The organism is Corynebacterium meridianum (genome assembly GCF_016342265.1).
GTDB lineage: Bacteria > Actinomycetota > Actinomycetes > Mycobacteriales > Mycobacteriaceae > Corynebacterium > Corynebacterium meridianum.
Window position 1 is genome coordinate 47,931 of the sequence record NZ_JAEIOS010000015.1, and the last position, 24,467, is coordinate 72,397.

A 24,467-nucleotide genomic window follows, 5' to 3' on the forward strand; every position below is an offset into this window, starting at 1 on the left:
TGCTTCGGACAGTATTGTTTTCGGGTGATCTTCTGTCCATGCAATCTACGACGGTACGAGAATGGTAGAAACTGTAGGAGGGACCGATCCAGTCACACTCCGCTCGGCGTCTCCTGCTCGTGCACCTCAGATGATTTCGTGTTGAGGCGAGCCGGCGCCAGCAATGCGTGTCCTCGCCAGCGATGGTGGGGACACAGCCCCGCAGACGTGTCTCGAGACGCCTGCGACAATCAGATGGTCTGGACGCGAGATGCAGGCACAGAGCTGCCTTGATTGGGTCTGTGTGATGTGTATCTGGGAAGTCGCCTGAAGATGTGGGGGAGCTATCAAGGCGATTTCCTGTGGTGAGCGGATTCAGGGGAAGCCATCACCGTACGTGGGTGTCTTGTCCCGGTTTAAACCTGAAGATCGAGGCCCCACCGCCGTCCGCATGCGGACGGAAACCCCTGAAACAGGTGGTGAACCGCGCGATTGATTCTCTCCGGTTGCGTGCGTTCAATCTGCGGATTGCGCGAGCTGCATCAATCCGACAGCCTCCAACCGTGGATACAGGATTCTGTTGGCTTTGTTGTATTCCCGTCTAGACATACTCCAGGCCCACTGCCGATATTCCCGGGCCAATTCGGATGCGGTTCCTGTGGCGATGAGATGTCCCTGATGCAGCCAGAGTGCTCTCGTGCACAGCTCTTCGACCGTTTTGGCCTGGTGGGACACCAGAAACATGGTGCCGGCGTTCTCCCGCATTGCATCCATTTTCTTCTGGGACCGGCTCTTGAAAGCGGCATCGCCGGTGGCGAGAGCTTCATCGATGAGAAGGATCTCCGGGTTTGCCGCGGTTGCGATGGCGAACCGTAAGCGCGCCGCCATCCCGGATGAGTAGGTGTTCATCGGTAGGTAGAGGGCATCTCCGATATCGATGAACTCAGCTATCTCCTCCATAGCGGCTGGAAGATCGTCCGGTGTCATGCCTATCGCCAGGCAACCGAGGCGGATGTTCTGGAGTCCCGACAGGGCAGGTTCGAGAGCCGCCGACACCCCCAGGAGCGTCGGTTGGCTACTCGCCAACACCCGCCCGGTCTTGGGCGTCTCCAGTCCTCCGATAACCCTCAGTAACGTGGATTTTCCGGAGCCGTTCAAACCGAGCACACCGATTGAATCGCCTTTGTCGGCGGTGAACGTGACACCGCTGAGGGCCTGTACCGTCACCCGGTGTCGGTAGCCGAGGGAACTCAGGATCCGGTCGGGGGTTCCGGTGCCCGGTTGATTGGATCTCACCCGGTATTGCACTGAAATATCCTGTACCGAGACGGAGGTCGTACGGACATCGGGTCGGTGCGGGGAAACAGCCCCGGGCTGGGTGAACTCAGAATTTGGCATAGCGAGTCTCCGCACTCCAGAACAGCAGGAAACCGATGGCGAGGGTCGAAACCGCCCAGGTTGTTAGTGACACCCAGAAAGACCGGTCGGGGATGGTGTCGTAGATGAGAAGATCACGTCCGACGGTGAGAACCTGGTAGGCGGGATTGATCTGCATCACGCGTAGGAGAGTTGGTTGATCCACGAAGTTGTCGATGCTGTAGAAGACCCCGGACCCATAGAACCAGAAGCGTGTGAACACCTGGATGAGTCGTGCCACATCGGGTATGAGATGGGTGCTCCACGCGGCGAGGAATGTGAGACCGGTACCGAATGTCTTCATCAGGATGAACAAAAAAGGAAAAAGCAGCCAGGTTCTGGTCGGGCCGGGACCGTGTGGGTAGAAGAAGATCACCGCGAAAAGAACCAGGATGGGCGGAATCGAGTCGTAAGCGGTGCGCAGAGAGTGGGAGAGCACCAGTGCCGCCCTGGGGAACGCGAAAGCCTTGATGACGTTCTTCTTGGACCTAATCATTCCTGCCCCATCGGAGAGGTCCTTTGACACGAGGCGGAACAGGACGACACCGATGACCAGGAAAAGGACGAAATGCTCGATCCCCCGGGAGGTTTTGAGAACCACTCCGAAGATCACCCCGTACATAAGGACGTCGAGGAGGGGCCCCAACAACAGCCAGAGGTTTCCCAGGATCAGATTCCGGGAGCCGGAGAATGCCTTTGCCCGGGCTTCCGCGCGGATGAAAAACCGCCGTTGCCACAGTTGACATAGATATCCGCTCACAGGGGGCCGGCCGGTGACCGGTTTGAGTGGCGCGAAGACTTCAGCGGGAATCGTCCCCGGACGATTCTTGCCGTGCCGGGTCCGTATCCGACGTCTGGCACTCATCTGCGTTCCCCCAGGATCTCCCTGTAAATGGTGGTCAGGTTTCGGGCTGCTGTGTCCCACGTACGTGACTGTGCGAAAGCGTGCGCCGCATTAGGGTCGAATGACATTGTTCCACGGGCGTATTCCGCGAGCGTTACCGACCAGTCTTCCACCGCCCCCGCGGGCAATCGCGTACCAGCCTGTGGTACAGGGACGACCTCACGTAGCGCCGGGAGATCGGAGGCGATCACCGGGATTCCCAGGGCGCTTGCTGCAAGAGACTTCATGGGGGTGACCGACCTCGTCACCGAGGTGTTCTTCCTCGGCATACAGAACACGTCGAGGCTCCGGTACCAGTTGTCGACTTCCCGTGGATCCACCCCACCAGGGAAAGAACATCGGCGGGCAACTCCCAGAAGGGAGGCTCTCCGTCGTAGTTCCGGGAGACAGGCCCCGGATCCGGCAAGAACCAGGTGGGCTTCGATACCCCGCTCAAGTAGATCGCGCAGACAGGTGATGAGGAGGTCGAGTCCCTCGTAGTCGACCAGCGATGTCACGGTGCCGAAGATGAAATTGCCGGGGAGTCCAAGTTTGGCTCGGGCAGTGTCCCGGTCGTATCGGGACACCGCCCGAGTGGTTGTGTCGGCACCGTTGGGGATTACGGAGATTCGGGAGGGCGATACCCCCCGATCTATCAGTTCTCCTCGTTGGACCTCAGAGAGGACGATCACCGCATCAGCGTCCCTGGCCAGGCTCGTTTCGAGGGCCCTGACGAGTTTGAATCGTTCAGAACGCTCGGCTGCGATCTGCTGTTCCGGTGGGAAGGTGGCGACCCAGCTTTTTTCTCTCTCGCCACGCATCTCGTAGATCCAAGGGATCGAATGAGCCTGTGCGACCGCCCGTGCGACGAGTCCGTTTTCCCAGTCTGTCGTCGCCTGGATCACTGCGGGGCGGAGTCTGTCCACGAGACCTGCCAGGTGAATGGCACGGTGATTCAGCTTCCGGGACAACGCCATGGGGGGGAGCCACGGTAGATCTCTAAAGTAGGTTATTCCGTCGATCACATCCACATCACCGGGAGACCACCGCCCCACTGAAGCGGGGTACCCGGTGCGGGTTGCGGCCGCGACCGAGATGCCGGAGCGTGTGAGCGCCGAAAGCAGAGAATGTGTACGGCAGCTGTACCCCGACACAGTTGTCGGAAATGAGTTGGTCAGGACATAGAGCATGTCCGTCGCAGGTGGCTCGCCCGGTCGGGGATCGGCAGGGGATTTCGGGGAGAAGAACCCGGTGAGAACATCCCGCTCATCGCGGTAGAGACTTCCGAGCATTCCATGGGCGCGGTCGCCAGCGGATGTGAGTGATCCGTTTCGCCATGCATCACGTGCGGATTCCCGTCGCGGATCGATGAAGAAGACGCTGAAGAAGCGACTGGCTGGTGGTGTCCGTGGCGCATCACCGGTTTCCCGTTTGAGGAATTGTCCCACCAGCCGTGTGCGTGGATCCTCGGACAGTCGTCTTGACACTAGTGAGAGTGTGTGGACCGGATCCTCCACGAACTGGGCGAGAATGGTCCCGAGCAGAGCCGCAGCCTGCCTGGGAGCGTGGGTATGCGACACCTTCATTGCGGGACAATCCGTTCGACTGTTTTCACCCAGGAATCAGCGAGATCGTGCTTGTCATGATCGGATTCGAACCAAGCTTCACCACGCCCGGCCACATCGAGCCGCGTCCGATCGGCGCAAAGGTCGAACCAGAGTTGGGCTAGTTCTTCTGGGCACATCGGAGTCACCACATCGCCCGCTCCAGATGAGAGAACGATCTCCGCCGCTTCGCCGGAGACAGCAGCACTTATGTGCTTACCCACCTGCATTGCTTCGAAGAGCTTGGAGGGGATCGTGTATTTCATGGGTGTCCACGATTGAAGGTGCACGAGGGCAGTATCAGCCCACTCATAGTGGTGCATCATGGCTTCAAAGGGGATCCGACCGAGGAATTTGATGGGCAGTTTCTTCTCCTCCGCAAGACTCATGACAGAGTCGAGATGCGCTCCACCTCCGGCAATCCGCATTTCCACCTCTGCTCCTTTTTCCCGTGCGATCGACAGAGCTTCAACTGCATTCTCCAGACCTTGAGCGCGTCCTACAGTGCCTGCATAGAGAACCCGAAGAGGACCACTACCCGGCTGGCCGGCGGTGGAGGAGCGGAACGTCTCCGAATGTGCTCGATTCCTCACGGCGACGACCTCGCCTCTGGCATCCGCTCGTCTGAGCTCAGCGAGTGATTCTGTAGTGGTGATGATGGCTTCTGCTCGCCTCAGGATCTGGGAGAGGACCTTGCCTGCGGCAAGGAGGAGCAGGTGGAAAACCGCGATTTTGGTCTTGCGGATGATTGGGACACCGGTTGGCTGCGGGTCCTTCCACTCATCGATGTACTCTAGGATCTCGGGCCAAGCGTCCCTGAGCTCAACGACTAGTGGCAGCCGCCTCAACCTGGAGACGGCAATACCAACGGCTGCTGAGGGTAGTGCGGGGACAGTGCAGCAGACTATATCGATTGGTGTTCCTGCTTTCCGCGCATCTCGAATGATCTTTCGTGCCATCAGCAGCTGGGACATCATGATGACGGCCTGATCTTTGATTCGGCTTATCAGGGAAGACGTGTGCTCGCGAAACGACGACCGATAGATTCGGATACCGTCGGTTGACATATCGACCGCTCCGCTCTGGTGTGCAGGATCGTCGGAGATCAGCTTTCCACCGGGATAGTGCGGAGGGGGGCAGATGACAGTCAATTCGTGGCCTCTGTCGATCAGTGCTTTACTGATCCACCGCCAACGTCGCTGGACCACCCCCTGCTCAGGTTCCCAGTATTGAGAGATGAGGAGAATGTGCATTCGGACTAGATTCCCCCGGCAGCGCGGTGAATACTCTTGATTCCCGAGGCGAGCGAAGTGCCAATTCGGAGCGCCGACTCGGGGATCTTGTAGCTCAACTGAGAACCCTCTCCGGGAAAAATTGGGAAGCGAAAAGTGCTGTCCGCAGTCAGTTTTGAGCGTTATTCTACCGCGCTACTTCTGGTGATCCTATTTCTCCTGCGGTAGTAGGGTATCGGCTGGGGGCTGCTAGACAGCGGAATTTTCTTAATGGATACCTATCCATGGGTAGCTAGTCGGTTCTTTTCTTGGTTTTGTTACACGGAGCTTCCTCTGATCGACCGGCTGAAGACAGCGATATCCATCAGGTCGGCAGCTTCGGACGACCACGACCAGCTGCCACAAGGGTGAACACGCAGACGGTCTGGAGTGCGCTGACGGTGAGGGCCCCGATGGTGGCTGCATCCGGTGCGGGGAGAATACCGGATTGGTAGCTCCCCGAAGTAACGGCTCCCCCCACCCAGATTCCAAGTACCCCTCCGGCGATGGCGGCTATGAAGGCGGCCGGAATGGCGAGCACCGTGACCTCGGTCAGCAGCATCATCAGTTGGCCGCCCCGCGACATACCTAGTGCCCCGAGAAGCGCCCTGTCCCGTGCGCGTTCCCGGACCGCGAGAGTCACCGTGTTCGCGACACCGACACCAGCTATCAGTCCGGCGACGAGCGTCATCAGTGTTGACATGGTCAGTATCCGGTCGGCGGTTGCGGCGATCTCGGCCCTGGTGGAGAAGCTCTCGGCCACCGACACGCGCGCCTCGTTCTGCGCGATGACGTCACCTATGGCGCTGAGCGTCGGATTGTCCGCGACCTGATCCGGGGGCCCGTCGGTGCGGATCAGGATCGCCGGGCGGGGGAGCGGGGGTGCCTTGTCCACCGAAACGCCCTTCGTCGCGAGTGAACGGGCGCGGGCACCGTCGACGAGACCCGGTGCGATGAAACTCGTGCGCCCGGACCCGTGGCGGACCGTGGCGGTGACCGGTTGGTCGAAAATGGTCAGTTCTACCTGGCGGCCCTCCTTCACACGATCACGTATCGGTGAGTAGTCACCGACGATGATCTCCCCCGGTGCGGCACCCACCCCACCGCGGAGCAGTTGCCCGCCAGTGGCCTGATCCAGGGTGAGGACGTTCTCCGAGTTACCCCACGGGTTGTCGACCCGGGCCGCGTCCGGGGCGATCGCCGCGACGACGCCGGCGGTGCTGCGGATCGCGGTGACCAGATCATCCGGGACCGAATCCTCGAGCGCCGTCACCGTCACATCGATGTCTCCGGTTCCCCGGGCACCCGCGGTGAGATGGTCCCGGATTATGTCCTGCCCGTGGAGCACCGCGGAGACGAGGGTGACCCCGGCGAAGATGATCGCCACCAGTGCTCCCGAGCGTTGCGGCTGTCGGCCGACGAAGGCTGCGCCGAGCTGGAGCGTCGGTGCCGGAAGCACACCCATGACGCGGGAGAGTCGGTTGATCAGGGCAGGCAGGAGGACGGCGAGCATGACGAGGATGCCGAGCGCGATGAGGCTGGCGGCTCCCACCGAACCGACCACCGCCCGCTTCGCCGTCAGACCGGGCACCACGGTCGCGGCGGCGAGTCCGGCCGCGGTGGTGGCTGCACCGAGGACGAATGTGAGTACGCGGCGCAGGGTGCTCTGTTGGCTGACGTCCGGCGAGGCGAGTGACTGCGTGATGGGGCGTCGGACAACCGACCGTCCCGCCGGGAGTGCGGCGAGCACCGCCGTAACCACTCCGAGGAACACGATGACCGCCTGCCAGGCCCCGGGCAGTGCCACATCCGCGAGCGGCACCCGCACCCCGAGGGCGGCGGCGTTTTCACCCGCGATACGGGCGAGCCACAGCCCGGCGGGTGCGCCGAGCACTCCTGCGAGGGCGCCGAGGATCGTGGCCTCCACGATGACGGAGGTGAGGATCTGCGTTGTGGACGCACCCGTGGAGCGCAGGAGCGCGAACTCGCGTTGGCGTTCCCCGGTGAGTACCGAGAACGCCGAGAGGATCACCAGGCCGGCGACCGCTGCGACGACCGCGATGAACACCGCGAGCAGCAGGAAGTAGCGGTCACGTTTGGACAGGTACCGGTCGGAGAGCTCCGCGGTGTGTGCCGTGGCGGTGGTGACCGCGGTCGAGCTGCCCTGTGGCAGTGCGGTCCTGATAGCTCCGGCGAGCGCCTCCGGCGTGGTGCCGGGCGCCGCCATAACCCGGATTTCCCCGGTCCGGGAGTCACCGGACCAGGCATCGACGGCTGCCGGTGTGGCGAGGATGGAGTCTGAGCCGATGAGCTGTTCCTGGGCGGATTTCTCCACCCGTCCCACGATCCTCACCCGGGTCGTATCCGGGATCCCGGGGGCCTCGAGGGAGAGTTTCTGCCCGATCGCGTGATCGTCGTCGGTGGCGAGGACCTCGTTGTCGGATGTCGGGAAACCGCCCTCGGTGAGGGAACGCCACTGCAGGGGGCCGTCGGTGATGGACTGGACGTAGGTGGAGCGGTACACGGTGCCCGTGTCGGCGATCGCGCCCCGGAAGGTCCGGTCGAACACCGCATCCGCGACGCCGGGAACGGAGCGGACGGACGTCAGCGGATCGGCGTCCCCGGCGGAGTACCGGACGGTGACCACGACATCCGCGTTCGCGTAGGGCCGGTCGAAGATCTCGCCCACCGTGCGTTGGAGCGTCGTCGTGATCGCGGCGGTCGCGACGGTGAGTGCGACGGCCGCGAAGATGGAGAAGAACAGTGAGAGGTAACGCAGTCCACGTCGGCGGAGCTGAGCGAGTGCGAGCCGGATCACGCGGAGGCACCACCGTCGGCCGCGTGCCGGGAGTGCCGCCCGGGACGTGTCGCCGGGGCCCGTAGCGCATGTCCGTCCGTGCCGGTGACGTGTCCGTCGCGCATGGTGATCAGGTGGTCGCCGCACTCGGCTGCAGCGGGGTCGTGGGTCACCACAGTCAGGGTCTGACCGAATTCGTCGACCAACCGCCGGAACAGGGTGAGCACCTCCGCTCCGGTCTCCGAGTCGAGGGAACCGGTGGGTTCGTCGGCGAATATGATGTCCGGGCGGGCCAGCAGTGCCCGGGCGATGGCGACGCGTTGCCGCTGGCCGCCGGAGAGCTGGTGCGGGAGGTGTTTCAGGCGCTGGTCGAGCCCGAGCCGTCCGGTGATCTCGTCGTACCAGGTCGGGTCGATGCGGGAATGCGCGAGGCGCATCGGTAGCCGGATGTTGTCCCGCACGGTGAGCACGGGAACGAGGTTGAATTCCTGGAAGATAACGCCGATTCGGGTGCGGCGGAGCTTCGCCCGTTGGTTCTCGGACAGCGAGCTCAGGACGGTGTTTCGCTCCCGTCGGTTTCCCGCACCCGTGCCGTGCAGGGTCACGGTGCCGGAGTCGGGGACCGACAGTCCCGAGAGGCAGTGCAGGAGGGTGGTCTTGCCGGACCCGGACGGACCCATGAGGGTCGTCCACCGGCCGCGGGGGATGGACACCGACACGTCATCGAGCGCGGTGACGCGGGCGTCACCGGTGCCGAACGCCTGGGTCAGGTGGCTCGCGGTGAGCACCGGGTCGTGGGCGGGGCCGGAGGGGTCGGGCACGGAGTTCACGGGGTGGATCACGCCTTTGCTGACGGAGCTCGGTGAGGTGTCGGCCACGGTGTCGTGTGGTGTCTCCGGGCCGTCGCCCTGATCCGCCAGCGGTGAAAAGCTGTGGTCGTACCTCTCGGGTACAGATTCATCTAATCACGGCAGTGCGTCTCGGGGGCTGAGTCGCCCACGGTCGGGGCGCTTCACCCCCACCCCAGCTCGTGCAGTTCATCGTCGTCGAGTCCGAAGTGGTGGCCGATCTCGTGGCCGACGGTGATGCGGACCTGCTCGATCAGGTCTTCTTCGCTGGTGCAGTAGTCGAGCATCGCCTCCTTGTAGATCGTGATCGAGGAGGGCAGTCCGGTGTGGTTGGCCAGGCGCTCGGGCAGGGGGACTCCGTGGTACAACCCGAGGATGGTCTTTGAGTCGGGGTTGTAGTCCTCGATGAGGATGGCGACGTTCCGGAGGTTGTCCAGGAACACGTCCGGGATGCGCTCGAAGCCCATGTCCACGAGCTCGTTGAAGCGTTCGTCGGAGACGTCGATCACGGAGGTGTCCTTGTCTGGGCGGGTTTTCGGCTACTGGCGGATGGGATCGCGTTCGGGCTGTGGTGCCGGTGGTGCGCCGTCGATCACGAACGGGCCAGTGGCGGTGCCCTCGAGGGTGGCGAACCCACCGTCGGCGTTCGCCTTGAACAGGGCGCAGTTGACAGTGTTTGCCCCTCCGTTCCAGGCGTTGGCGTCGATGGCCGTCCAGAAGGATTCGAGGGTGGAGTGGTAGAAGGGATCGTCTCCTCCGAGGTGATCCCGGGCGGCCTGGGTGCAGGCGTCCTTGAGGAACGCGTCCTGGTCCGCGACGGTGGGGGTGCCCTCGGGGAACACGGGTTTGAGGTCGATGACCGCGGTGATCTCGAGCTGGTGCGGTTCTGCGCAGTCCACTGCCCGAGGTGCACCCGCGGGACCGATGGTGACGCATTCGCCGGGCTGGAAGATCCGGGACTGGTCCTGCTCGGCGGCCCGGCCGCGGGTGGTCAGGGTCTTGCCGCCGTCGTCGGTGACCTGGACGCCGCAGAGCATGGTGCGGTCGCCGGCCTCCCAGGCGCTGGCCGGGGGGAGGATCGGGGCGATGGAGTACCGGCCGTGCGGTGTGAAGCGTCCGCCCAGGTAGTCGATGGTGGGGGTCTTGCAGAGCTCTTCCCGCAGCTGCGCCTGGCGGGTGAGGTTGGGTGCCGGGGCGGAGGGGCCGAACTCGCTCGACGGGTAGGTTCCGAGATTCTCGCGGGCGGAGACCTCGAACCGGTGGTCCGTGGCGCAGTCGGCCTTCTGGAAGTTCGACACCGTACCGTCGGCGGCGACATCCCAGTTGAGGCAGTCTCCTACGTCGGCGGTGGTGAACGGGGCGGCCGCCGGTCTTGTGCTGCTCGTCTCCCCGGTGCTGCTTGATGCCGTGCCGGTCACGGCTCCAGCATCGGTACCGGCGTCCGCGGCGGTCTCTGCGGCGACATGGCTGTAGGACCCGACGCCGACGGCGGCGACGAGCATTGCGATGAGTCCCGCCTGTACCGCGGTGGCTGAACGCCAGGATCTGGTTGCTGTCATGATTCCTCCATCATGCCGGGTGTGCCGGTCGGGTGCACACAGACCCCCTGGTGAAGGTGCGGGGTAGTCGTCGACCGGGTCAGTCGGTGGGCTGTTCCGCGGCCCGTTCCACGTGTGTCTTCAGTGTGTACCGGTCGGTCCGGTAGAGGGATGAGCACCACTCCACCGGGTATTCCCCGGAGAGTGACATCCGGACGATCTTGAGCAGTGCCGTGCCGGGTTCCACGTCCAGGACCCCCGCGGTGGTTGCGTCGGCGTTGATGGCGGTGGCGATCTGTTCTGCCTCGGTGACCGGGAGGCCGTACTCCTTGTCGAGGATGCCGTAGACGGAGGTGTGCACGTCCTTGTCCAGGAGATCCGGCACGTGGACGCTGTTGTACCAGCTGTCGTCGATGGCGTAGGGGCGGCCGTCGCCGAGACGCAGGCGGCGGAGGTGCGGGTGGGGCCGTTCACCGGCCCGGAAGAACGCCTCGACTTCCGCGGGCGCGGTGTCCACCTTGGAGAGCAGGACGTCGGAGGTGGCCCGCAACCCCTGGGAGCTCATCTCGGAGGAAAAGGAGGCCAGGTGCAGGCGCGAGATGAGCGGTGCCGGGGCGACGAAGGTGCCCTTCCCGCGGGCCCGCTTCAGGCGTCCGGAGGCGACGAGATCCCCGATGGCCCGCCGGACGGTGATCCGGGAGACACCGAAGGTCTCCTCCAGGACCCGCTCGCCGGGCAGCATGTCTCCGGGTTCCAGGTCGGTGGTGCAGATCTCCTCGAGAATCTCCCGCAGCTGCGCGTGCTTCGGTTTCGGCCCGTCGGTGAGTTGGCGGGCAGGGAGTGCCGGAAACTTCGCGGAGGTGACCATGCGCTCAGTATACTCCGGTGGTCATAACCGGATGGCCGTCTTTGTGGTGATGGTCCACCACCCGGGTCGCCGTGCTGCACTGTTCGGTAGGCTGGCACGCGTGATTGATCTCAAATTCCTCCGCGACAACCCCGACGTGGTCCGTGCCTCCCAGCGCACCCGCGGCGAGGATCCAGGTCTCGTCGATCAGCTGATCGCCGCCGATGCCACCCGACGGGAGGCGATCGTCGCCGCCGACAGCCTGCGCTCCGAGCAGAAGGCCTTCGGCAAGAAGATCGGCCAGGCCGCCCCCGAGGACCGCCCCGCCCTGCTGGCCGGCTCCAACGAACTGAAGGCCAGGGTCAAGGAAGCCGAGGCGACCCAGAAGCAGGCCGCCGAGGAAGTGGAACGACTCCAGTCGCGCATCGGGAACATCGTCGAGGGCGCCCCCGCCGGTGGGGAAGACGACTTCATCGTGCTCGAGCACGTCGGTGAACCCCCTAGCTTCGACTTCGAACCGAAGGACCACCTCGAACTCGGCGAGTCCCTCGGGCTCATCGACGTCGAACGCGGTACCAAGGTCTCCGGTTCCCGTTTCTACTTCCTCACCGGATTCGGTGCGCTCCTGCAGCTCGGTATGCTCACCCTCGCCGCACAGCGCGCCACCGCAGCCGGCTTCACCCTCATGATCCCGCCGGTCCTCGTTCGCCCGGAGACCATGCAGGGGACCGGGTTCCTGGACAGTCACGCCGACGAGATCTACCACCTCGAGGAGGACGACCTCTACCTCGTGGGCACCAGTGAGGTCGCGCTCGCAGGTTTCCACTCCGACGAGATCATCGACCTCTCCGGTGGGCCTCTGCGCTACGCCGGCTGGTCCTCCTGCTTCCGCCGGGAGGCCGGTTCCTACGGCAAGGACACCCGCGGGATCCTCCGCGTCCACCAGTTCGACAAGGTCGAGATGTTCAGCTGGTGCAAGCCGGAGGACGCCACCACCGAGCACCGGAAGCTCCTCGGTATGGAGCGCGACATGCTCGCCGCCGTCGAGGTTCCCTACCGCATCATCGACGTCGCCGGTGGCGATCTCGGAAGCTCCGCGGCGCGGAAGTTCGACACCGAGGCGTGGGTCCCGACGCAGGGCACCTACCGTGAGCTGACCTCGACCTCGAACTGCACGACCTTCCAGGCCCGCCGCCTGAAGGTCCGCTACCGCGATGACGACGGGCGCACCCAGCCCTGTGCCACCCTGAACGGGACACTGGCCACGACCCGCTGGCTCGTGGCCATCCTGGAGAACAACCAGCAGGGGGACGGATCCGTCCGGATCCCCGAGGCCCTGCAGCCCTTCGTGGGCCGCGAGGTCCTCGAACCGGTGAAGTAGACACCACCGCTGACCGGCCGCGGGAAATGCACCCGCCCGCGGCCGGAACGGATTTCGAGACGAGACTCCAGCCGAATACAGACAGGACCCCCAATGACCCAGCGTGAGTTCATCCGGGAAGGCATCTTCCGCTATCCGGTGGACCTCGTCCGCGTGCCGGACCACCCGACCGAGGCAACCGAGCCGTTCTACTCCCGCATCATCGCAGCGGTCCGCGCGCTGATGGGGGCCCAGGACATCACCATCACCATCGAGGGCGTGGAGAACGTCCCCGCTGAGGGCGGCGCGCTCCTGGCCTACAACCACACCGGCTACTACGACTTCATCTTCGGTGGGGTCGCCGGGTACTTCCGTGGCCGCAGGCTGGTGCGCTTCATGGCGAAGCGCGAGATCTACGATGTGCCCGTCATCGGGTGGTTCATGAACCGGATGCGCCACATCCGCGTCGACCGCTCCGCCGGACGTGGTGCCCTCGACGAGGCGGTCGCCAGGCTGCACGCCGGTGAGCTGGTCGGGATCTTCCCCGAGGGCACCATTTCCCGCAGCTTCGAGATGGACCGGTTCAAGACCGGTGCCGCCCGCATCGCCGCCGCCGCCGAGGTACCGCTCATCCCCGTCGCCATGTGGGGCTCGCAGCGCATCATAAGCAAGGGCGTGCCGCGCAACCTGGGGCGCAAGCACATCCCCGTCTGGATCCGTATCGGCGAACCCATCTCCGCCGCGGGCGATCCGGTCGAGGTCACCGATACCCTCCGAAACGCCGTCGCCGAACTTCTCGACGGCGTGCGCGCCGACTACGCCGCGGAGTACGGCGATTTCGCGGGCGCGCCCTGGATGCCCGCGTCCCTCGGCGGTAGCGCGCCCACCCTCGAGGAGGCCGCCGTGATCACCGCCGAGAAGAAGCAGGCGCGTGCAGACAAAAAAGCGGCTCGGGCGGCCGCACGTGCGGATCGCCGTGCGGACTTCGCCCTTGAGAAGATCACCGAGCACGGCCGTGCGCTCCCCGCCCGGATCCACCGCGCCTTCGCCCGGTTGGGTGTGTTCCTCCGGGGACTTCGGTGAGTCGCCCACTCCTCGTCGGAAGTGACATCGACGGCACCCTCATCACCAGTGCCGAGCGGGTCAGCCCCCGGACGCGTGAGTGCCTCAGCCGGTTCATCGACGCCGGGGGAGTCCTGGCGCTCGCCACCGGCCGGCCGCCGCGGTGGCTGCTCCCCGTCCTCGAACAGCTGCCCGTCCGCCCGATGGCCGTCTGTGCGAACGGGGCCGTCCTCTACGACAGTGCGACGGACCGCATCGTCGACACCCACCCGCTGCTCCCCGATCAGCTGCGCACCATCGTCGATACCGCCCGGGCGATCCTCGCCGCGGACGGGGGAGTGGGTGTCGCCGTCGAACGCGCCGGGAACAGCGCCTTCGACCCCCAGCCGGAACTCTTCATCATCGCCCCCGAATGGGCTCACGCCTGGCCCGCGATCGACTTCGGTGAGGCCGGGGAGGATGAGCTGCTCGCCGAACCCGCGATCAAACTGCTGCTGCGCAACGAGGGACTGGACAGCGGGGACATGTACCGGAGACTCGCCCCCGCGATTCCTCCGGAGATGGCGCACCTGACCTACTCCGTCAGCGAGGGGCTCCTCGAGGTCGCCGCGCCGGGCATCACGAAGGCCGTCGGTCTCCGGGAGATCTCCCGGACGTTGGGGATCCCCGCCGAGCGGGCCATCTGTTTCGGCGACATGCCCAACGACACGGAGATGCTCCGTTGGGCGGGCAGAGGCGTCGCCATGGGCAATGCGGCGCCCGAACTGAAGATCGCCGCAGACGAAACGACCGTCACCAACGACGAAGACGGGCTGGCGGCCGTTCTGGAGCGCTGGTACTGAACCCCTGCGGGAACGCCGTCGATGATGACACCCGTTTTATAGTAGCTCCATTGCAGTGAAACGAAATCAGATTTGCGCAGATAGTACTTCTGCCGGAACAACGCCACGCCCGGCCAACCGCGCGCGGCCATCCGACCATCGGTCAGGGGCTGAACGGGAGCTGGTGTGGCTTTCCGTTCCGACTGTGACGTGTACGAAGCTACGGTGTGGTGGCAGGTCCGGGATCAGTCTGCTCCGCGGTCCACCGCCACCGGAAGATGGGGGAACGGTGAATAACGCCAGGGACGCAAGAGACAGAGCCGTGGGCGGCCGACGAGGTCGTCCACTCACGGTATCCCGGGACAAGGTCATCGAGATCGCCGCCCGCCAGATATGCGACAACGGTGCGGACGGGTTCTCCATGCGCGGCGTGGCTGAGGAGGTGGGCGTCACCGCCATGGCGCTCTACCACCACTTCGACTGCAAGAACGCCCTCATCGCGGAAGCCTTCCTCCATACCCTCAAGGCCCAGACACCCACGGCACTCCCCGATGACCCGGTGGACCGGATCGTCGCCATCGCGGGCGAGATCATCGACCAGCTCGAGGCATTCCCCTTCGCCAAGGAGATGATGGTCTCCGGTGAGGATACGTCCATCGTGTTCGGTGCGCTGTACCGGGAATTCGCCCGGACCGCCTACGACGCAGGGGTCCCCGGCGAGGTCATCGTCCGTAGCGTGCAGTCGCTGCGCCGTATCGTCGTCGGCGAGGTCATCGCCCGCCAGGTGGACAGTGCCGCGTCCGCGGCGGGCAAAACGTTCTACTCCAGCGACTCCCTGCCCGACATGCTGCCCTGGGATCCCGAGCGGGCGGCCCGTCTCCTGGAGGAGGGGGCGCGCTCGTACTCCGTCGATGAGTTGCTGCGCACCGTGGCCACTGAGATGCTCGGCGAACAAGCACGCAGGTGACTTATCCATGTGTCGGGGAACACCGGCGGGATACAGGAGAAAAGGGGCGGCCCCGGGAGGGCCGCCCCTTTTCGTCCGTGTCCGGGAAATCAGGATTCGTGGATCTGCACGTCACCCGTCGCCGGGTCGAAGGTGATCCACCCGCCCTGGAAGTCGGTGCGGATCAGCTCTCCGTCCCGGTACTCCTCGTTGACGGGCATGCCGAGCGGGCCGGCGTCGAAGCCCTGCGCCGCCCATGCGTCACCGATCGCGCCCCAGATGGCGTGCGTACCGGTCTCGGGGGAGGACACGACCAGTCCTCCGTCGAACGGTGTGACCTCGATGTGTGAGTTCCGTTCACCGACGGGGGTCGCGACCTGCGTTCCACCACGCGGGGAACCGAGTACCGGGCCCGCCACGGTGGTCACGCGCTCCACGACATTCCTGACCTTCGGATTCCGGGCCAGTGCCGCAGCCTTGTCGACCAGCGCCGGGACGTCGGAGAGCTTCAGACCCGCGATCACCGTCGTGTCGCCGATCTTCGAGATCCGTTCCTTGACATCTTCACGCGAACCGAGGAACGCGACGACGACGGACAACAGGGCACCGGCCACCTTCAGAATGGAATCGAGGTTTCCGCCACTGCTACCGAGACGCGTGGGGGCGGGCTCGGGTTCCGGACGCGGCTCCGGGGTGTTCCCGGCTTTGTCGGGATCCCCGTCCGTGGTGGCTGTGGTTGCCGGAGCCGGAGCTGAGTCCGCCTTCTCCGTGGTGGTTGGCGTAGAAGTCGTTTTCTCCGGGCTCGTGGTCTTCGGTGAGGTGTCCTCTCCGGCCAGTAGTGCCCTGTACTTTACGTTGGCGAGGCCTCTGATCGTGTTCATCTGCGCGTACCCGGCGTCACCCGGGCAGGAGGTGTCACCGACGTCCCGGTGCGCGAAGATGTTCGGCAGCGTCACCTTCGCGCCGTACGGGTACTTCGTGTACGAGGTGCCCTCGGAGTAGTGGATGTCGGAGCCCAGGGGGTCGAATCCGGCGACCTTGGCGCGCCATCCGGCGAGCTCACCCACGGAGGCCAGCGTCTCCGGGGACGGCGTGACGGTGGAGTAGTCGCCGATCATGGAGATGGCCCACGTGTTCTCGTTGAAGCCACCGGCGTGTGCGCCCTGCACGGCGCGGTTCATGCCGCCGTAGCGGCCCTCGTAGATCCGGCCGTACTTGTCCACGAGGGACTGGTACCCGATGTCGCACCAGCCCAGGGTCTTGGCGTGGTACTGGTAGATGCCGCGGACGATGGCGGCGGCCTGGGCGGGGGTGTAGTTGTTCGACCCCGCGGTGTGGTGGATCGTCAGCGCGCTGACCTGGTCGTCGTAGGTGACGTTTCCGCAGCGCTTGGACTCGTCCGCGCCCCAGCCCTTGCGGGAGATGACCTTCGGCATGCCCCGGGCGTCCTCCTCGGCGTTCACGAGGTCGACGGATGTGCCCTCGGAGGCTTTTCCGTCGACGAACACCGCTTCGATCGCATCCGGGTCGATGACCTCGGCGACGGGCGCGATCTCACCGACACTCGTGGTGAATCCGGTATCGCTCGCCGGCGTGCCGTCGATCTCCGGGACGCCGCCGGTGAAGGTCGCGGGCTGTGCGGGCGGGGTGATCGCGTCGGCGGCGGGGGTGTCCCCGGCGACCTCCGCGCCGGTGACCTCGGCCGTCGTGGCTGCCCCGGCGGGGGCGGAGGCCGCTTCGGCCGCTCCGGTGTCCGCGGCGATGTCGACGTTGGCGGTGGACACCTGGATCGTGTGCGTCGGCTCGACGTAGATCAGTTCGGTTCCGTTCGGACCCGTCGGCTTCTGCAGGTCACCGGCGGGTTCCGCGTCGTACCACGGGCTCCAGGAGCCGTCCGCGCGCTTGGCGCGGAAGAATGCGGCGATGTCCTTCTCCCCGTGCCACGTCAGGGCGAACATGGAGAACTCCTCGTCGCGGGTGAACTCCTTGACCGCCCGGGGGCCGGTGGTTTCCTCGCCCTGGCTGATGATCGCCGCATCCGGGACGACGACGTTCTCGCCGGCCGCGAAGCTCTCGGTGGAAACCGCTGCGGTGACCGGTTCCGTGCCGACGGTGTCGGTCCGGAGAATCGACTGGTTGCCGACGCCGACCACCGCCGAGGCGATCAGTGCGACGGAGAGGATCACCGCGAGGGTCGGGCGTCTGGACTGCGTGGTGATGCGGCGTCGCTGCTTCACGTTCTTTGTTCTCCTTGATGGGACAGGTGGGACCGTCGGCCGCTCAACTTGCGGTGGAGTTACCGGGACGGCCTCATATGTCGAAAGATGTCATTGCTTGGCAATGGGGCAAAAAGCACGACAGACTACGTACGTGGCCGATGGTAACAGTGTTGTTGCTGTGATTGTTGTGACGGGGGCGGCGTGTCGCCCGCGAAAAATGGTCGCACCCCACCCGTCGGCCACCCACCCGGGGAACGTTGCGCCGCACCCCGGATCCCACCGTGGCCCGGTCCGCACCGCCCTCCGCCGCACCCCGTTCCGCCACGCCGGCGGTCGACGGGGACGGCGTGCCCCCGGCCCGCGCCGGAGCCCGGGCGTTACTCTGGTGCCCATGACGAATCCCTCGACCACCACCTCCACGAACGCCGCCCCCTACGACCTCATCGTCGTCGGTTCCGGCCTGTTCGGACTCACCGTCGCCGAACGGACCGCCAGCCAGCTCGGCAGGCGCGTACTCATCATCGAACGCCGCGGCCATCTCGGCGGCAACGCGTACTCGGAGGCCGAGCCGACTACGGGGATCGAGATCCACAAGTACGGCGCGCACCTGTTCCACACCTCGAACAAGCGGGTCTGGGACTACGTCAACCAGTTCACCGAGTTCACCGGCTACCAGCACCGGGTGTTCGCCATGCACGACGGGCAGGCCTACCAGTTCCCGATGGGGCTCGGCCTGATCGCCCAGTTCTTCGGCCGCTACTACAGCCCCGACGAGGCGCGGGCGTTGATCGCGGAGCAGGCGAGCGAGATCGACTCCGAGAAGGCCTCCAACCTCGAGGAGAAGGCGATCTCCCTCATCGGGCGTCCGCTCTACGAGGCATTCATCCGGGACTACACGGCGAAGCAGTGGCAGACCGACCCCACCGAGCTCCCTGCGGGCAACATCACCCGCCTGCCCGTGCGGTACACCTTCGACAACCGGTACTTCAACGACACCTACGAGGGGCTGCCGAAGGACGGCTACGCCGCGTGGCTCGAGCGCATGGCGGACCACGAGCTCATCGACGTCCGGCTCGACACTGACTGGTTCGAGGTCCGCGACGAGGTCCGCGGGGCGAATCCCGATGCGCCGGTCGTCTACACCGGGCCGCTCGACCGCTACTTCGACTACTCCGAGGGCAAGCTCGGCTGGCGGACCCTGGACTTCGAGACCGAGGTCCTCGACACCGGCGACTTCCAGGGCACACCGGTCATGAACTACAACGACGCCGACGTCCCCTACACCCGGATCCACGAGTTCCGGCACTTCCACCCCGAGCGCAAGGACTCCTACCCGGACGACAAGACCGTCATCATGAAGGAGTACAGCCGCTTCGCCGGGGACGCCGACGAGCCGTACTACCCGATCAACACCCCCGACGACCGGGAGATGCTGCTCGCCTACCGCAGGCGCGCGGACGAGGAGACCGCCGGGAACCGGGTGTTCTTCGGTGGACGCCTGGGCACCTACCAGTACCTGGACATGCACATGGCCATCGCGAGCGCCATGAACCTCTTCGACAACAAGCTCTCCCCGCTGCTCACGGGGGAGTAGCTCACCAGCCCCCGGAGGCGGCCCCGCCGGAGAACCCGCCCGAGGAGTACCCGGTGGTGGCGCCGGAGGACCCGGCTGCGGAGCCCGTCGCTGATTCGTGCCACGAGTTCACCGTCACGAACGGCACGAAACCGTAGTATCCGTAGCCCGGGCGCCACGAATCGTCCCAGATCCGGGGCGCCGGGTTGCCGTCGTCCGGCTCCACGTCATCGAACTCGCGCTTACGCACGGCCTCGATGACGATCCGGTAGTCGGTGATGATCCGGGCGTAGGCGTCCATGAAATCCGGTGCGTCCGGTGCGTCCCGGAGTTCCAGGACCCGGGCGTCGATCTCCGACAGATCTTCCCGCAGGCCGTCATCGGACACCGTCGTCCGGGCCTCCGTCAGGTCCTCGTGCATCTCGGTCAGGTGTCGCCGGCGTACGGTGCCGTCGCCGTGTTCCATCCGGAAGAACTCATCGATGTTCGCCTCCGCGTTCTCCATCTGCCGCACCGTCTCGTACGCCTCGGTGATCTCCCGCCAGCGCCTGGCAAGCTCGCGGTCGCCGACCTCGTCGCCGATCCCGCTCAGGCGCTGCACCGTGGTGTCGATGGCCAGGAACCGGGTGCGCACGTCCTCCCAGTCGCGGCGCAGCGCGTCATCGGCGAGCGGGGAGGACAACGAATGGGCCCGGACGTTGATCGAATCCAGCTGCGCCGCAACCCGCGCGTAGTTGTCCACAACATGGTTGTAGTGTTCCCGCATCCGCCGCCGGTGGTTGCGCAGGGCCCAGAACAGGCCCCCGGCGGTGCCCACGGTGGCCACACCAAAGATCCCGCCGAAGATCCACCATCCCGACACACCGGAATCCTCCTTCTCCTCCGCGACGACCGTCGTGTCCCCGGACGCCCGGGCACCGGCCAGCAGTGCCGCCGCGATGTTCGGGTCACCCGACTGCCGCAGCGGGACCCGCATCTCGTCGAGGATCCCGTCCATGCGTCCCGCGCCGTAGAAGTCGATCGCGTTGCACACGTCATCGCCGCAGGCCACCCCGACACGTCGGGGATCCATGCCCACCGCCACGATCAACGCACCCGGGGCGAACTTGTCCTCCGCCTCGGACAACAGCGACCGGTCCTCGTTCTCCGCGTAGTGGCGCAGGGAGTCGTTCAGGTTGGACTCGTTCGACCCGAACACCAGGTACACGACCCGGTCGACCGTCGCCGGCAGCGACAGGGGCGGGGTCTCGTTCTCGAGAAGCCGGACGTCGTCGTCGGTCAGCTGCCCACCGCGCAGCGGCACCTCCACCGACCGCACGGTTGTGGTCTGTGCGGTGGCCGCCGCCAGCGGCAGGAGCAGTGTGACGAACAGTGTGAGGAAGGCCGCCACCGGTCGGGCGAACCGGGGCTGGGGGAGCTCGGAGACGATCATGGCCAACAGTGTAGGAGAGTCCCCGGGACGAGGTCGCCCGCAGCAACACCGCGCCCGGGAGCGGGAGTTCGACCGCCCGGTGTGGGACCGCGGCGCGGGTCTCCGCCCCACCGGTGGGCACCGTCACCGCGTGGGAAACGCAGTCGAGCCGCGCCAACGATTACATTGAGACGGGTACCAGACCACAGGCCGAAAGGACGTTGAAACGTCATGAGCGAATCTTCCGCGCCCACCCCCCGGGAAACGCCTGCTGCTCCGTTGGATCCCCAGGTGCCAGCTGATTCCGGGGCGGTGGAGCAGTTGCAGCGGGTGCTGCTGCCGAGGCGGGGCGAGCCGCACGACGTCCGTACGCTCTATCTTCTCGAGGCGGAGACCAACACCCAGCGGGTGACGTGGCCGGACCGCACGAGCTTCAGCGTCCGCGCCGGCCAGGAGGTCAGTTTCCAGACCTACTTCAACGCGTTCCCGGCGTCCTACTGGCGCCGCTGGTCGCAGTTGTCCACCGTCATCCTCCGCGTGGAGGTCACCGGTGAGGCGCGCGTCGACGTCTACCGCTCGAAGATCGACGGCTCCCGGATCGCGGTCGACGGGAAGCTCGTCGCCGACGGCGCCGCCGAGTTCGAGCTGTCGCTGGATCCGTTCGAGGACGGCGGCTGGCTGTGGTTCGACGTGACCGCGGAGACGGATGCCACGATCACCCGCGCCGGCTGGTTCGCGCCCTGCGCGCCTGCGCCGCAGACCATGCCCGACGGCACGACCGTCGGGCCCTTCGAACCTCGGGTCACCGTCGGCATCCCCACGTTCAACCGACCCGCGGACGCCGTTGCCGCGCTCGAGGCACTCGCCAGCGACCCGCAGGTCGACGCGGTGATCGACACCGTGATCATGCCCGATCAGGGCAGCAGGCACCCGGCGGACGAACCCGGCTACGCCGCGGTGACCGCACACTTCGGGGACCGCTTCTTCGAGTTCCGCCAGGGCAACCTCGGGGGATCGGGCGGCTACTCGCGCATCATGTTCGAGGCCCTCGGCGGCGTCGACGGCAGCGGGGAGGCCGGAGCGAAAGAATCCCCGTACATCCTCTACATGGACGACGACATCGCCATCGAGCCGGACTCCGTGCTCCGCGCCCTCCAGGTCGCGCGCTACGCGAAGAGCCCCATGCTCGTCGGCGGCCAGATGCTCAACCTCCAGGAACGCAGTCACCTGCACTCGATGGGTGAGGTCATCGACCGCTCGATCTTCATGTGGACCTCCGCTCCGCACGTGCGCTACGACCACGACTTCTCCGAGTTCCCGCTGTCCCATCAGGGCCGGCCGGCCGACGGGCCGAAGGACCGCAACTCCCGGGATCTGCACCGGCGTATCGACGTCGACTACAACGGCTGGTGGATGTGCCTCATCCCGCGGGTCGTCGCGGAGCGGATCGGACAACCGCTGCCGCTGTTCATCAAGTGGGACGACGCCGAGTACGGACTGCGTGCCGCGAAGGCGGGATTCCCGACGGCGACGTGGCCGGGCGTGGCGATCTGGCACATGGCCTGGTCCGACAAGGATGACGCCATCGACTGGCAGGCCTACTTTCACCTGCGCAACCGGCTGATCGTCGCAGCCATGGACCACGACGGCGGCCCGGAGGGCATCGTGCGCAGCATGAAGAAGGCGACGCTGAAGCATCTGCTGTGCCTCGAGTACTCCACCGTCGCGATCCAGAACGAGGCGATGAAGGACTTCCTCGCCGGCCCCGACCACCTCTTCGACATCCTCGAGACCTCCCTGCCGCGCATCAACCGGCTGCGCCGCGACTACCCGGACGCCGTGGTCCTGCCGACCGCAGCGGAGCTGCCGAAACCCTCGGGCGCGCCGGGCGTTCCCGTCAAGGACATCGGCGGTCGCCTGGCCCCGGTGAAGAAGGCCGTCTGGCTGGCCAAGGGCTTGCTGCACTCCGTGCGTCCGCACGATCCCGCGCACCACGAGGTGCCGCAGGCGAACTTCGCCCCGATCGAGGCCCGCTGGTTCTCCCTGTCCCGCGTCGACGGGGCGACCGTCACCACCGCGGACGGCCGTGGTGTCGTCTACCGGCAGCGCGACCGGGAGAAGGCGAAGGAACTCCTCGCGGAGTCCAACCGTCTGCAGCGGCAGGTCCTCGAGCGCTTCGATGATCTGCGCACCGCCTACCGTGCCGCCCATGCGGAGCTCACCAGCCGCGACAACTGGGGGAAGGTCTTCCATGCGTGAATCCGATGTACTCGTGAAGATCCAGGACACGCTCTATGACATCCCCGCGACGTTGCCCGTGGCCAGGGGACTGAGTCACTTCGGCGAGCACGCCCTCGGCTGGGTCGCGCTCGGTGCCGTGGGCGCGGCCGTGGACCGGGAGCGGCGCGCGCCCTGGTTGGCCGTGAGTGGATCGGCGTTCCTCAGCCACGCGGCCTCCATCGTCATCAAGCGGGTCGTGCGTCGGAAGCGCCCCCACGATCCGCGGATCCGGGTCGGGGTGGGCACGCCGTCGAAGTTGAGTTTCCCGTCGTCGCACGCGACCTCCACCACCGCGGCCCTCGTCGCGGTGGGCCGGATCGTCCGGTCGCCCTGGCCGTTGGCGGGCGTGCCGGTGATGATGCTGTCGCGTATGGTGCTCGGAGTGCATTACCCGACCGATGTCGCGGCGGGAGCCGCCCTCGGCGCCGCCACCGCCGGCGCAGTCTGCCGGGCAGTCGACAAGCGTGAAAGGAACAACTCATGAGCCAGCCGCACGACGGGCTGCTCGGGTCCGAACCCCACACCCGGGGAATCGAGGGGGACGGGAAACGCCGGCCCCCGAAGAATCTCCCCGACGCCATGATCAAGGCGCTCCGCCCCAAGCAGTGGGTGAAGAACGTCCTCGTCATCGCGGCGCCCGCCGCCGCCGGATCCGCCGCGCTCCTCAGCGGCCGCACCATCGCCGACGTTGCGATCGCGTTCCTCGTGTTCTGCCTCGCAGCGTCCTCGATCTACCTGGTCAACGACGCCCGCGACGTCGAGGCCGACCGGGCGCACCCGACCAAGCGCTTCCGCCCCATCGCCGCGGGCGTGCTCCCCGTGCGGCTCGCCTACGCGATGGCCGTCGGACTCATGCTCGCCTCGGTGCTGATCTCCCTGCTCGCCTCGGCGGGCGGGAACCTCGCGATCGTCGTCGCCGTGTACATCGCGCTCCAGCTCGGCTACTGCTTCGGCTGGAAGCACCAGCCCGTCATCGACATCGCGCTGGTCTCCTCCGGGTTCATGCTCCGCGCGATGGCCGGTGGTGTCGCGACGGGCATCGAACTGTCCCAGTGGTTCCTCCTCGTCGCGGCCTTCGGCTCGCTGTTCATGGCCTCCGGCAAGCGCTACGCGGAGATCCTCCTCGTCGAATCCTCCGGGGCGAAGATCAGGAAGTCCCTCGAGGGTTACACCGACACCTACCTCCGGTTCGTCTGGACCCTGTCGGCCACGGCCGTGGTCATGAGCTACGCGCTCTGGGGCTTCGACGTCAGCCGCTCCCTCGACGGTGCGGGCGGGGTCTGGTACCAGATCTCGATGGTTCCGTTCACCGTCGCCATCCTCCGCTACGCCGCGGACATCGACCGCGGCGAGGGCGGGGCGCCCGACGAACTCGCGCTGTCCGACCGGACGCTCCAGGCGCTCGCCGTCCTGTGGGTCGCGTGCATCGTGATCGCCGTCTACGTGATGCCGGCCCTGTAGATACCCGCAGGTGCACCCGGGGCCGCGCCGTACCGCCGCGGCCCGTGTACGGTAATCGTGTAACGAAACGATCAAGCCCGGGGATAGTCCGATGGGTCGCAGAATTGGGCGACCGCCTGTTTTTCGGAAGAAGCGTCCCGCTAGGAGAACC

Annotated in this window: 19 protein-coding genes; 8 read left to right on the top strand and 11 right to left on the bottom strand. The window is 66.0% G+C overall.

The window, feature by feature from the left end; translation table 11 throughout:
• Window positions 1-495: 495 nt before the first annotated feature.
• From JDV75_RS10320 to JDV75_RS10360, 9 genes are all read right to left on the bottom strand, one after another.
• Window positions 496-1,377: an ABC transporter ATP-binding protein gene (locus tag JDV75_RS10320; RefSeq protein WP_198739166.1), complete on the bottom strand. Its 882-nt coding sequence runs from the start codon at window positions 1,375-1,377 to the stop codon at window positions 496-498.
• Window positions 1,364-2,260: an ABC transporter permease gene (locus tag JDV75_RS10325; RefSeq protein WP_255520545.1), complete on the bottom strand. Its 897-nt coding sequence runs from the start codon at window positions 2,258-2,260 to the stop codon at window positions 1,364-1,366. Before JDV75_RS10325 ends, JDV75_RS10320 begins: the two co-directional genes overlap by 14 nt.
• Complete coding sequence (locus tag JDV75_RS10330; RefSeq protein ID WP_198739168.1) at window positions 2,257-3,864, bottom strand: glycosyltransferase; 1,608 nt, start codon at window positions 3,862-3,864, stop codon at window positions 2,257-2,259. Before JDV75_RS10330 ends, JDV75_RS10325 begins: the two co-directional genes overlap by 4 nt.
• The gene (locus JDV75_RS10335) at window positions 3,861-5,135 is read right to left on the bottom strand and encodes a glycosyltransferase family 4 protein (RefSeq protein WP_198739169.1); all 1,275 of its coding nucleotides are present in this window, start codon (window positions 5,133-5,135) and stop codon (window positions 3,861-3,863) included. Before JDV75_RS10335 ends, JDV75_RS10330 begins: the two co-directional genes overlap by 4 nt.
• Before the next feature lie 343 nt (window positions 5,136-5,478).
• Window positions 5,479-7,971, bottom strand: coding sequence for an FtsX-like permease family protein (locus JDV75_RS10340; protein ID WP_198739170.1), 2,493 nt, complete (start codon window positions 7,969-7,971; stop codon window positions 5,479-5,481).
• On the bottom strand, window positions 7,968-8,771 hold the full coding sequence (locus tag JDV75_RS10345; RefSeq protein WP_198739433.1) for an ATP-binding cassette domain-containing protein: 804 nt from the start codon (window positions 8,769-8,771) through the stop codon (window positions 7,968-7,970). The genes JDV75_RS10340 and JDV75_RS10345 overlap by 4 nt, the downstream gene beginning before the upstream one ends.
• 191 nt (window positions 8,772-8,962) lie before the next feature.
• Complete coding sequence (locus JDV75_RS10350) at window positions 8,963-9,307, bottom strand: metallopeptidase family protein (RefSeq protein ID WP_198739171.1); 345 nt, start codon at window positions 9,305-9,307, stop codon at window positions 8,963-8,965.
• Window positions 9,308-9,337: 30 nt separating this feature from the next.
• Entirely contained in the window at window positions 9,338-10,357 is a 1,020-nt protein-coding gene (locus JDV75_RS10355) for a septum formation family protein (RefSeq protein ID WP_198739172.1), read from the bottom strand.
• Between the two features lie 79 nt (window positions 10,358-10,436).
• Window positions 10,437-11,204: a GntR family transcriptional regulator gene (locus tag JDV75_RS10360; RefSeq protein WP_198739173.1), complete on the bottom strand. Its 768-nt coding sequence runs from the start codon at window positions 11,202-11,204 to the stop codon at window positions 10,437-10,439.
• A gap of 100 nt (window positions 11,205-11,304) precedes the next feature.
• Between JDV75_RS10360 and serS the strand changes: the two genes are divergently transcribed.
• The 4 genes from serS to JDV75_RS10380 all read left to right on the top strand — a co-directional run bounded on the left by serS (window position 11,305) and on the right by JDV75_RS10380 (window position 15,393).
• The gene (gene serS, locus JDV75_RS10365) at window positions 11,305-12,564 is read left to right on the top strand and encodes a serine--tRNA ligase (RefSeq protein WP_198739174.1); all 1,260 of its coding nucleotides are present in this window, start codon (window positions 11,305-11,307) and stop codon (window positions 12,562-12,564) included.
• A 93-nt stretch (window positions 12,565-12,657) separates the two neighbouring features.
• Window positions 12,658-13,626, top strand: a complete 969-nt coding sequence (locus tag JDV75_RS10370; protein WP_198739175.1) for a lysophospholipid acyltransferase family protein — start codon at window positions 12,658-12,660, stop codon at window positions 13,624-13,626.
• Window positions 13,623-14,447, top strand: a complete 825-nt coding sequence (locus JDV75_RS10375; protein ID WP_198739176.1) for an HAD hydrolase family protein — start codon at window positions 13,623-13,625, stop codon at window positions 14,445-14,447. Before JDV75_RS10370 ends, JDV75_RS10375 begins: the two co-directional genes overlap by 4 nt.
• 301 nt (window positions 14,448-14,748) lie before the next feature.
• Window positions 14,749-15,393, top strand: a complete 645-nt coding sequence (locus JDV75_RS10380; protein ID WP_198739177.1) for a TetR family transcriptional regulator — start codon at window positions 14,749-14,751, stop codon at window positions 15,391-15,393.
• An 89-nt stretch (window positions 15,394-15,482) separates the two neighbouring features.
• Here JDV75_RS10380 and JDV75_RS10385 read toward each other — a convergent pair whose 3' ends face one another.
• Window positions 15,483-17,609, bottom strand: a complete 2,127-nt coding sequence (locus tag JDV75_RS10385) for an N-acetylmuramoyl-L-alanine amidase (protein ID WP_198739178.1) — start codon at window positions 17,607-17,609, stop codon at window positions 15,483-15,485.
• A gap of 373 nt (window positions 17,610-17,982) precedes the next feature.
• Here JDV75_RS10385 and glf point away from each other — a divergent pair, with 373 nt between their 5' ends.
• Complete coding sequence (glf, locus tag JDV75_RS10390) at window positions 17,983-19,185, top strand: UDP-galactopyranose mutase (protein WP_198739179.1); 1,203 nt, start codon at window positions 17,983-17,985, stop codon at window positions 19,183-19,185.
• A 1-nt stretch (window position 19,186) separates the two neighbouring features.
• Here glf and JDV75_RS10395 read toward each other — a convergent pair whose 3' ends face one another.
• Complete coding sequence (locus JDV75_RS10395; RefSeq protein WP_198739180.1) at window positions 19,187-20,596, bottom strand: DUF5129 domain-containing protein; 1,410 nt, start codon at window positions 20,594-20,596, stop codon at window positions 19,187-19,189.
• A gap of 210 nt (window positions 20,597-20,806) precedes the next feature.
• Here JDV75_RS10395 and JDV75_RS10400 point away from each other — a divergent pair, with 210 nt between their 5' ends.
• The 3 genes from JDV75_RS10400 to JDV75_RS10410 are packed head-to-tail and all read left to right on the top strand — an operon-like array spanning window position 20,807 to window position 24,316.
• Window positions 20,807-22,834 carry a glycosyltransferase gene (locus JDV75_RS10400; protein WP_198739181.1) on the top strand — a complete coding sequence of 676 codons (2,028 nt, stop codon included), beginning with the start codon at window positions 20,807-20,809 and terminating at the stop codon, window positions 22,832-22,834.
• Complete coding sequence (locus tag JDV75_RS10405; protein WP_198739182.1) at window positions 22,827-23,339, top strand: phosphatase PAP2 family protein; 513 nt, start codon at window positions 22,827-22,829, stop codon at window positions 23,337-23,339. The genes JDV75_RS10400 and JDV75_RS10405 overlap by 8 nt, the downstream gene beginning before the upstream one ends.
• Window positions 23,336-24,316, top strand: coding sequence for a decaprenyl-phosphate phosphoribosyltransferase (locus JDV75_RS10410; protein WP_198739183.1), 981 nt, complete (start codon window positions 23,336-23,338; stop codon window positions 24,314-24,316). The genes JDV75_RS10405 and JDV75_RS10410 overlap by 4 nt, the downstream gene beginning before the upstream one ends.
• The last annotated feature ends 151 nt before the right edge of the window (window positions 24,317-24,467 follow it).